Origin of the sequence: Okeania sp. SIO2F4, assembly GCF_010672385.1 — a bacterium.
Taxonomy (GTDB): Bacteria; Cyanobacteriota; Cyanobacteriia; order Cyanobacteriales; family Microcoleaceae; genus Trichodesmium.
In genome coordinates this window covers 1-7,356 of sequence record NZ_JAAHGT010000475.1, presented here as the reverse complement: position 1 = coordinate 7,356, position 7,356 = coordinate 1, and the positions used below count along the sequence as shown (strand labels likewise).

Sequence of the window (7,356 nt, the reverse complement as noted above, 5' to 3'; positions counted from 1 at the left end):
TCGCGAACCCACAGTCAAACTAATAATAATTATCATTCTCAGAAAATCAGTTAATTTTTGACCCTTGTTTATATGGTTTAAAGCCTTATACCACAATAGCTTTGAGGTGCTTGTCACCCCGTGAGGACTCCTACCCTCACCCATAAGACTTTTTCAGCAAACCCTGAATAACAAAAAAGTAGGGAAAGAATAAATCATCACCCTACTTTTATCTGCAGTTAATTAACCTACTTTTCTAGAACCTAAATTGAGTTCTAACACTACCTACCCAGAGAGTCTCATTATCCTCATCGTGATTAGGATTAGTAATCACAAACAAAGCAGGAGTAATCGCGATAAAATCATTCACTGCATAGCGATAGAATACCTCAATATGCACCGAAGTATCCGGGTCTTTCAACTCATCATCATCACCACCATCAGTAATAATTGGTGGTACACCAACAAGAATTCCCCCTAAACTACCATCCTTAAACAAGTCAGGAAACGCTATGGTCAACGCACCATTGATAATCGTAATATCATCATCATCATCGTTATTCTCTTCTGGTCGTGCCCAAGTCGCACCAAACCAACCACCAATTTGGATACGCTCGTTGAGCTTCCATTGAGCTTCAAAACCTAGTTGATCCGCAGTCGTGGGAACACCATCAAAAGGGTCTCTTGCTGTAAAACTACCCGTACTTCCAGTTAAATTAACATCATCCTTGATAAAGTAGTTGCGCACATAACCAACACTAAAAGCCAAACTTTCGTTTGGCTCAACCAATATCTGACCAAAACCACTAAATGAACCGTTAAACAAACCTCTACCTTCCCTCGGATCTTCCGATTCTGGTGCTGCATAACCTCCTGTCACTAGGAATTTATCGTTAATTGCATATTGAAGACTTATTCCTGTATCCGCAGGTCCGCGGTAAAAAGTTGGATTGTATCTTCCAAAGCGGGAAACAGAACCCCCACCACTACTCTGAAATGGATTGAGTACAGGCATAAAATCATCAAGGTCTATAGAATTAAGACCCACCATCACCATACCTTTATCATTTAGCACTGGAAATTCGTAGACCAAATTATCTAGAACGACTGTATCATCTGGATTGCTTTCATCGGTACCCAATCTGGTCATTAGGGTATTAGTTAGATCCCGGCCACTCCAGTTAGGAACATCTCTTGCTTGTAAACGAGTTCTGAGGCGGTCTTTACCCGTAAAGCTAGTATCAAAGTTTAAACGAACCCGATAACCTAATGCAGTTTCAGTTCTATCGTTTTCGCTCCTTGCAGTCCCACGAGCTCCTGCTCGTTCTCCATAGGTATCAGTCAGCCAAAATAGAACTTCACCATTCAGCTTGGTAGTTGTAGAGAATTGATTAGCTTCAAGTTCTGCTGTTCTGGCTTCGAGAGCATCAACACGACCACGCAACTCTGCTAGTTCTACAGCAAACTCTTCTTGAAGTCGTTGCAGGACTGCCAAATCATCACGAGTTACTAAATCTGCAGTTGCAGCAGCAATTAACTCTGTAATTCTATCTAAACAAGCATTTAAACCTGCAGCAAACTCATAACGGGTCATTGCCCGATTACCTTTGTAAGTACCGTCTGGATAACCTACAATACAACCGTAACGTTCTACAAGAGATTGCAAAGCTTGGAAAGCCCAATCAGTTGGTTGTACATCTGACAACTGAGACACAGATGTTACCTGTCCCATTGGGTCAGCTTGTTCTAACTCAGTTCCTGGAATTTCTAGGGAGGGGTCTTTCAGTTTTTGCAACCGACTATCTCCTGGTAATTCCGGTTCTGAAGCAGTATCATTTTGGGCTTCTACAGGTAACTGAGTATTTGTATTTGTATTTGTATTGATATTTTGAGCATTAGCTAGTTGTTCTACAGAAACCTGATTAGCTAAAGCCGAATTAGCTATTAATAAGGCAGCGATACTGAACGCACCAGGAGTTTGTTTGAGAACGTTCAGGATTATTTTGGTCATATCGATACTCTCCTCACACCTTTTAATTAAACTAGGAAACTATTTTGCCCTTTATCAACAACCCTACTGCTTAGAGTAGATTGAACTGTTGATTGTTCCAATTGATTTTTTTAACAGAATTTTAGTGCTATTAGCTAAGTTTAACTTTGAAATAGCTATTTACAATTACATCCATTTATTTATAAGGATGAATTTCCTTGATTCTCTAAGAAATATAGTATGACATAAGCAGATAGAATTCATGCTCCATACATAAAAATAGTCCTAGTATTTTTGCACGAAGCCTATCAAGCACAAAAAAAATACATTAAGCATAGTCTTTGAGTTTAACAATAATTAAATCAGGACATATAAATCTAAAATCCATCACAAATAGCTCGAAAGTCTTGGTTAGATAATTAGATATACTAGAATATATTTTTTTACCTGACACGTTAGCATCTCTTGCACCATAGTGCAACTATCTTTAGTATTAAAATTTTTGATACAATTTTAGAGAATAATAAAAAAATTACGAGTCTCAAACCTTGCCTTTTAGAGCCTAAGTATAGTCCTAGGCGAAAGTCAAAAGCCACTCAAATAAAAATTCAAACTAATTTAGAAGTGAGTTTTTCTTGTAGAAACTCTCCGATAACAGGATTTAGCCATCTCAAAGAGCTAAGTTCGTAGTGCCATACTTAAGTAAGTAGGCTAGTATTAAAATTTATCCTTATGACAAGGTATAGGTAGAAGACAGGAGAGAAGCAGAAAAACTAAATCTAAATTCTGAGGATTTCCAAAAATATAATCAATCCCTACCTAATATATAACTGCTCAACTAAACTTACTCAAACTTACTCAAAAATCTGAAAGGTTAGTTGAATGCAAGTGGATCGACCACCACAGGGTTAAACCACAAATCCTTTATCCCTTGGTTAAAGACATCAGGCATTACTTTTTTAATAATGTTAAATAACCCATTTACATCAGTATTTAAGAATTGATTTTCCCTTGTTTTCTACAACAATTTTGTTACTCTTTTTTGACTAAATTTCGTTTGTTTTAATCTCCATATTCTGGCAAATTATCCCCATTTAAAAAGCTCAATTGAGATGTATAAGATGCTTCTGTAATTATTACTTTTATTCCTCTTAGTTTTGCTCTATACTTTAACATCTCTATTAACCTATTATGAGGGATATTCAGAAATTGTTCATTGTTCTTTTTACCTAATTTTACCTCTTGTTTCCAAGTCTGATTATGCCCTATGATTAATATGCATATTTTATGGTTAACACACCAATCTATTAATCTTTTCCTGGCTGTATGGAGATAATTTTATACTCGAAAGTTTTGTTTCGGCTAAGAGCCGACATGAATGTGAATTAACTTTTTTAAGGGATGAAAATTACTTTTATTTTGGTTAGTTTTTAATTGAGATTGTAAACAAGAGCGCTGTTTATGATAAAATCATATTAATGAATTGCTTTTAATGGTATGCTTTCATTAAAAAAGGTGCATTTCTTATTTGATTTGTAGTTACAGCTATTAAATTATTTACCGCTAAATCCACTCTTGCTACTTGTTAATTTTTTGTGGTTTCCCCCAATTTTTCAGAGGCTATTTCTATCTACATAGACTGTTTCATCTTAAATTTGGCAAGAGATGTAGGTTGGGTTGAGGGACGTAGCAAGATCCCGTAAGGGTAACCCAACAACAATCTTTCTCCCGTACGGACGTTGCATGCAAGGTCCCTACCCTAATCCCTAATGCAATGTTTTAGTTGAAACAGTCCACTACAAGGGCGAGGCATTTACCCCAATTTTTCGGTAAATTACTCAACCTAAGTCTAACAATCAACAGACTCTGTTGATATTTACTCGCTCAACCATATCTTAGAATTACTCCACAGAGTTGAACAGCCAACCTGGCAGCCATATCTTTACTAAAGGGATGAATTGACATTTATAGAACCCCTAAGGGTATCTTTTCTTGAAATACAAAGCTTTCAGGAAAGCCGTTTGAGGGAGCTTAACAACTATAGGGGTTCAGGAGACAAAATTACAGACTCGTAAAACCCAGATGGCTATTGGAGTTGTAATTTCTTAAATAGATAACAAATGGCTTCTATACCGACGATCCTGTTCAGCAGACTACGGGTATAAATGCCAACGTTTTGATAATCAACCAATTGTTGACCGCTAAATGTTATTTAATTTTCTACTCTCAAGCCAAAAATCTAGAATCTGAATTGAGTTCTAACTGTACCAACCCAGAGAGTATCATTATCTTCAATGTGATTAGGATTAGTAATCACAAATAAACCAGGAGTAATGGCAATATTGTCATTCATTTGGAAGCGATAAAGTACCTCAATGTGAATAGAAGTATCATCATCTTTCAGAGAATCATCATCACCACCATCAGTAATAATTGGTGGTACACCAACGATAATACCTCCCAAACTACCTTCTTTGAGTAGGTCTGGGAAAGCTAAAGTCAAAGCACCATTAATAATCGTGATATCATCATCATCATTGTTATCCACTTCAGGACGAGCAAAGGAGGCACCGAACCAACCACCTACTTGAAACCCATCAGTCAACTGCCATTGGGCTTCAAAGTTGACATTATCTGCGCTAGTTCCTACACCACCAAAAGGGTCTCTAGCTTTAAAACTACCTGTACTTCCAGTTAGGTTCACATCTCCTTTGGTATGGTAACTACGCACATAACCTGCTTGAAAAGCTAACCGATCGTTTGGCTCAAACCTAACTTGGCCAAATCCACTAAAAGAACCATTAAAAACACCTCTACCTTCTTGAGGGTCTTCTGGATCTGGTGCACCATAACCAACTGTCACTTTAATCGCATCACTGAAGGCATAGGCAAATTTAAAACCTGCATCAGAAGGAGCACGATAGAAAGTAGGGTTAAATCGCCCAAATCTTGAAATGGAACCAGCACCACTAGCCTCAAGAGGATTAATAGTTCCCATGAAGTCGTCCAGACCATAGGCATTAGCCGCTAACTCTATTTGACCTTTACCATCTAGCAAAGGAAAACGATAGGCCAACTTATGTAGCACAAAATCATCGCTTCCACTACTATCTGTAGCTAGACGAGTCATTAAAGTATTCGTCAAATCTCGACCACTAAAGTTTGGATTGTTATTAGCTTGTAAACGAGTTCTCAAGCGGTCTTTCCCAGTAAAACTGGTATCGAAGTTCAAACGAACCCGATAGGCAAGAGCGGTCTCAGTTCTGTCATCTTCACTCCTTGGTGTCCCACGACCTCCAGCTCTTTCTCCCCAGGTATCACTTAACCAGAACAATACCTCACCATTTAGTTTGGTTGTAGTAGAGAATTGATTAGCCTCTAATTCTGCTGTTCTGGCCTCCAAAGAATCAACTCGTCCCCGTAAAGCAGCTAATTCTGCAGCAAACTCCTCTTGTAGTCTTTGTAAAACTGCCAAGTCTTCCCTAGTTACTAGGTCTGAAGTTGCAGCAGCAATTAATTCTGTGATTCTATCCAAACAAGCATTTAAACCTGCGGCAAACTCAAACCGGGTCATCGCTCGATTTCCTTTATAAGTCCCATCAGGATAACCAGCAATACAACCATAACGCTCTACCAAGGATTGCAGAGCTTGGAAAGCCCAGTCTGTAGGTTGTACATCAGATAACTGAGTCACAGATGTTACCTGATCCATGTACTCTCCATCTTCCAAGTCTGATACCCCTACTGGTGCCAGTGATGGGTCATCCATTGGCATTGGACGACTATCAAAAACTTGAGCTATCTCAATCGGGCCTTGGGCTAGGTTCTGATTTACAGAACCTTCATCACTTCCTAAATTTTGTAAAGGAGTCTCAGCAGCGATCGCCGAGCCTGCCATCAATAATGCCACACTCAAAACACCAGGACTGTGCTTAAAAGTATTCCAGATAAGTTTTGTCATATTTTTACCAATCCTCACACCAACTTTAAATCACCTAGGTAATACCTAACTTTACTTTGGTTAACATAACCTTAAATAACATTTTTTCAATCGCTACCATATTATAAATTTTGGTTACGACTTTAGATTTATCGTTTAAGAATCCATATTCCATAATTATGGATTACTCAATAAATCTAGACTTAAATTAGTCTGCTTTTGACGAATAATCAAGACTACAGTTATTTCTTTGCTTTACAAAAAACACAGATAATATTGAGTCTCAAATATTTTTTTCGAGCTAATTAGTTTGAAATTGCCTCTTGCCAAAGTAGTTTGACAAAAGGGAGACTGGTTTACTGATTAAGCGTTGTTGTAATTTAATTTCTAGCCTTTGAGGAAGACGTAATAATTTCTTTACAAACTGCTCAAGCATTGTTCCTTTCTCTCTATCACAATTTAGTTAGTTTGTCTATATACTATATTTCTTGATGATGAGTTGACGATTCACCTTAGAAATTAGATTTTGCTTGATTAGTCAAAGTTGCACTCTCGTCGCAAATTTTACACCTAATTTGATAATTTGCAACCTAAATTTTCAGAGTATTTTTTCAGAAAACAAGCCAAAAACTAATAAAGGAAAGGATATTGGAATGAACTGGTAGTTAAATGTGAAATTAAAATAATTAAGCAAATTAGAAAACAATTTTATCTAAACTACCAGCTTTTAAATACTTATCGTTTTTCGGTTTCTTAATTTTTGTTAGGTAGGGTTTGCCGATCGACAGAACTTATGCAGATGTACTATATATAGAGTGCAAAAACTGTAACGCTATAGTTTTTAACACTACATACATGGTCTTTGTGTAAATCCTAATTAACTCTCAAAGCATTGTTTTGTTAAGTAAGGTTTGCCGATTAACAGGACTTAGGCATGGATACTATATGTAGAGTGCAAAAACTGTAACGTTATAGTTTTTAGCACTAGATATATGGTATTTGTGTAAGTCCTAATTAACTCTCAAAGCATTGTTGAGAAATAAAGGCTTTAACCTTCTAGGATCGAAAAAAGTGCCAGCTTTTAGGTCCAAAAAGCTCAAAAAGTTAGCATTTTGGGCTGACTACGGTAGAAAAATTAAGGGACAATTCTTCTGACTACCTCCTCTATAATTTCCATTTATCCTGACCGAAAAATTGTGGTCTCAAGCCTCGCCCTTTTAAGGGGATAAAAAGCGGTCCTTGGATGGCGAGGTTTCCCGCTCTTACAGAGCCGCTCCGAAGTTCGCCATATCTAATCTCCCCTTGAGAAAATAGAATATTCCATATTTCAATCCCGAAGCTTTCCTACGGAATGCTGCGCAAACAGCTAGGGGTACTGATAACTGATAACTGTTAAGTGATAACTGAAATGACCAAGAAAATGGGTTTCAAGCCTCGCCCTTATAGG

At 37.4% G+C, this 7,356-nt stretch carries 2 protein-coding genes and 1 pseudogene; all 3 read right to left on the bottom strand.

The features are described 5' to 3' along the window. Positions 1 to 235: 235 nt before the first annotated feature. On the bottom strand, positions 236 to 1,990 hold the full coding sequence (locus F6K22_RS25180) for an iron uptake porin (protein WP_293104280.1): 1,755 nt from the start codon (positions 1,988 to 1,990) through the stop codon (positions 236 to 238). A gap of 1,041 nt (positions 1,991 to 3,031) precedes the next feature. Then, positions 3,032 to 3,292 (bottom strand): annotated as a pseudogene (locus tag F6K22_RS25175) (IS200/IS605 family accessory protein TnpB-related protein); the annotation flags it as partial. 916 nt (positions 3,293 to 4,208) lie between these two features. Further along, complete coding sequence (locus tag F6K22_RS25170) at positions 4,209 to 5,930, bottom strand: iron uptake porin (RefSeq protein ID WP_293104277.1); 1,722 nt, start codon at positions 5,928 to 5,930, stop codon at positions 4,209 to 4,211. Positions 5,931 to 7,356: the final 1,426 nt, after the last annotated feature.

Coding starts and splice junctions, on each gene's coding strand:
- F6K22_RS25180 (WP_293104280.1), bottom strand. CDS start 1,990: ATGACCAAAATAATCCTGAACGTTCTCAAACAAACTCCTGGTGCGTTC.
- F6K22_RS25170 (WP_293104277.1), bottom strand. CDS start 5,930: ATGACAAAACTTATCTGGAATACTTTTAAGCACAGTCCTGGTGTTTTG.